Raw genomic sequence first — 3,762 nt, 5'->3', positions numbered from 1 at the left:
TCCACCGTAGCAGAAGCGTCGTCCGATGCCGCAGCCGATTCGCTCGGCGCTGCGCTCTGCGTGGCAGGTGCACCGCACCCGACTACCATTGCCCCCAGTAATGCAACACATAGTACAACCAACAAAACTTTGTTCATGTTCTTTCTCCTTTTCCCTCTCTATCTTTTCTTTTGCCTTTCGGCAAACTTTATTCTGTCTGAAAAATGGTAAAACAAATACACTGGCAACGTGCTTCTTCTGAAAAAAGCTCCTGCCCTGTTTCCTTATTGTTCAATTTTTTACTTTATGATTTTCCAACAAGTTGTGCTGTTTTCTTTTGCTATATGTAACTTAACATTTTGCAATACATGTGTCAACGCATTTTCAGTCGTTTTAACACAAACTTGTACTATAACAATGTGTTTTTCGTGCTAAACTTGTACTGTTAATTCCATATTTTTACATTTTTAACTGATTTTCTATAATTTCTCATAAAAACAATGACAGCTTTCGCCCAACCTGTTATTGTTTCCAAATTTCAATCATACAAAAAACGTCCCCTCGGCTTTGCCTGCCCGCGGGGACGTCCGTATATACATTCGTCCTGACAAAATCTAGTTGTCCTGTTTCCTATCTTATTTTGATGCCCACGATCTGCGAACCGCGCGTCCCGACGACAATGGTATTTTCAAATACCGCGGGCGAAGCCTCCACATTCGCACCAACGTTGATCCTGTCACATACCTTGCCCGTAAGGCCGTCTATCAGGAACACGTTGCCCTTGCTGTCACACTGCACGATGTAAGCCGTGCCGTCCTGCGCGTACACCGCCACAGGCGAGCTCCACGCATATGCCTTCATATCAAACACCCAGCGTTCCTCGCCCGTCTTTTTGTCGAGTGCGACCAGTATGCCGCTCGGTTTATACGGCATGCGAGCCACCGGAACGATCAGCAGGTCAGAAATGCTGCCCTTGCCGAGCACAGGCGTTGCCTGTACGCCGCCCGATACGCCATACACGGTATGCACATCGTACGGCTTCTCCCACACGATCTCACCGTTGATCGCATTCATTTTAAAGATGGATATTTTCCCAGTATTTGTCGCGTTGCTCTTTTGCCAGTGCAGTGACGGCGCAACGTACAGATATTTGCTTCCGTCCGCTTCCTCCTCAAATACGGGGGAGGCGTTGGTATCGTCCAATGTATCCTGCGTCCATACAAGCTGCATGGTATTTAGATCCATACACATCATATTGCCGCCGTTGTCCGCGATATACATATACTGTTTCCAGATGACGGCACTGTCCTCCATGCCCCACCAGTAGCTTTCCTCACTCGTACGGTCTGTATTGTACGTCCATTTGACCATCTCCGACGGGTCGATGGAAAGCTTGCCTGTTTCATTGTCAAATTTGGTATTTAATCTCATCGAATAGATGATCGCGTTTTCCCCCGGGTAAAACAATGTGTCCGTCTGTGCGTGCACAAGCGCCGAACTGTCGTATCCGTGGAAAATCCGCGGCGAAAACGGGTCCTTCGCCCCCAACTCATACATCTTGTCAAAATTGGTCAGGCTGCAAAAAAACGCGCGCGCATACCCTGCCTCGCCATAAGAGTCGGGCAGCGAGTCTCCCGCGCCCGCAAACAGCATGGGGATACCGCGCGGGTCGATCGCGCCCGCACCCTTAAAGGGCAGGCCAAGCGTCAGCGTATCGCGCGTAGGTGTGCCGTCCTCGATATCGATAAAATAGACGTTTCCGTCCATCGTCGCATAGATCGCCTCAACAAGCCCTTCTTTTTCCTTTTTGTCAGGGTACAGGTTCATGACCTTGCGCGTCTGCTCGTCCCAGCGCACGATCATCGGCTGTCCTGTCCATCCGCTGCCCGACCACACAGCCGAGCCCTTGCCCTTGCTGATATCGCTCTTTTCCAAAAAGCCCGTGCCGATGTGCCAATAGTCGGGATCTAATTTTCTTTCCCTGATCACAGGGTTGCCATAGCTGGCTGTGTCCCTGTAGTTGTTGCCGCGGAACGTGACGATGCCTTCAAGACCGGTGTATTCGTCGCCCTCGCCAAAATTGACGGGCTTCTCCCGCATATAAGAATCCACAGGCACCTCTTTGCCATCCACCGACAGCCGCGTTACAAAGCCCATGTTTTCAGGCTTCGTATCCTGCGTTGCGTATGGTTTGTCTCCGTCCGCGTCCTTTTGCGCCTCAGGATGATAGCTTGCCTGCATGCTGCCACGCGTTTTTTTCCCGTAGCGACGGTTTTTCACATAGATTCCGCCCGCTATGATAAGGATTGCCAATATTATAAGAACGATGATCCACACCATATCCGTTTCCTGCCTTTATCCATATTATGATCACTGCATTTCATTATATAATGATACCCCCAAAAGTTCAAACCGAACGTCCTTTTCCCCAGATGATTTTTTCTTCCTATTTAATTGCGACTTTAATTGACATAACAAGTATTGTGCAGTAGTATAGATATGGTTTTGAAAAACCATAAATAAAATCAATAAGTATGCGGGATTTTAATGAAGACGGCTTGTCCGGCATACTGATTTTGAGGGGGCAGTTTTTTGACGATTCTTGCATTTTTGATTTTAGTTCCTTTTGCGGCGGCGCTTGTATTGGCGTTCATGCGCAAAGGGACTCCTGTGCGCAGGGTCAGCCTGTTCGTGTTCTGCGGCGTTATCGTAGCCGCAGTTATTTATTTTGTGGCGCAAAGTTTGTCCATCGGGCATACCGTGTCCTACCTGCCGGAAACGCAATCTCTTGATATGCTGATTTTGGTGATCGAATGGGTGCTGATGGGCGTGATCTGTTATTACAGCTTCCGCTATAAAAAGTATTACTGCGCGATCCTGTCCGTTGTCCAGACGCTGCTCATCACGTGGCTGGAGCTAAGCGGTCAAAACAACCAGATACAACCGGTCGCGCACATCTTTTCTGATAACCTGACCATTATAATGTGTCTTATCATCGGCGTGGTCGGCTGCCTCATCTGTGTATACGCGATGGGCTACATGAAGGACTACAAGGCACACCATTCCGAATATAAGGACAGGCGCTCGTTCTTCTTCGCTATGCTTTTCGTATTTTTGGGCGCGATGTTCGGTCTCGTGTTCTCCAACAACCTTACATGGATGTATTTCTTCTGGGAGATCACAAGCATCTGTTCTTTCCTGCTCATCGGTTACAATCAGACAGAGGAAGCAGTCAAAAACTCCTTCAAAGCACTGTGGATGAACCTTTTAGGTGGCTTAGGCTTTGCCATTGCCATCGTTTATTGCGCATTGCAGCTGCAAATCGCCGACTTGCAGAGCCTTGTCATTCTCGGCTCCAATGTCACGTTTGCCATCATTCCAGTCATCCTGCTTGCGTTTGCAGGGCTCACAAAAAGCGCGCAGCTCCCGTTTTCGGGCTGGCTGCTGGGTGCGATGGTCGCGCCCACGCCCACAAGCGCCCTGCTGCATTCCGCAACGATGGTAAAGGCCGGCGTCTTTTTATTGCTGCGATTATCCCCCGCCCTGTTTGGCAACCTTGCGGGGCTACTTGTCACTACGATAGGAGGCTTCACCTTCTTTGTCACTTCTCTGCTCGCCATTTCTCAAAGCGACGGCAAAAAGGTGCTCGCCTATTCCACCGTGTCGAATCTGGGCCTCATCACGGCCTGCGCGGGCGTGGGTATGTACGAAGCCGTGTGGGCGGGTATCTTACTGATGATCTTCCACGCGGTCTCCAAGTCTTTGATGTTCCTGTCGGTGGGC

General features: G+C 49.6%; 2 protein-coding genes. One reads left to right on the top strand and one right to left on the bottom strand.

Annotation, left to right across the window (positions count from 1 at the left end):
* Positions 1 to 609 precede the first annotated feature (609 nt).
* Complete coding sequence (locus VB081_RS07145) at positions 610 to 2,319, bottom strand: outer membrane protein assembly factor BamB family protein (RefSeq protein ID WP_323400138.1); 1,710 nt, start codon at positions 2,317 to 2,319, stop codon at positions 610 to 612.
* Between the two features lie 252 nt (positions 2,320 to 2,571).
* On the opposite strand from VB081_RS07145, the gene VB081_RS07140 reads away from it, so the two are divergent.
* A partial coding sequence (locus VB081_RS07140) for an NADH-quinone oxidoreductase subunit 5 family protein (protein ID WP_323400137.1) occupies positions 2,572 to 3,762 on the top strand: 1,191 nt, incomplete at its 3' end.

The sequence above is a fragment of the Christensenella sp. genome (assembly GCF_034927525.1).
Taxonomy (GTDB): Bacteria; Bacillota; Clostridia; order Christensenellales; family Christensenellaceae; genus Christensenella.
The sequence above is the reverse complement of the archived record's forward strand: the minus strand, read 5'-3'. Positions and strand labels throughout refer to the sequence as shown.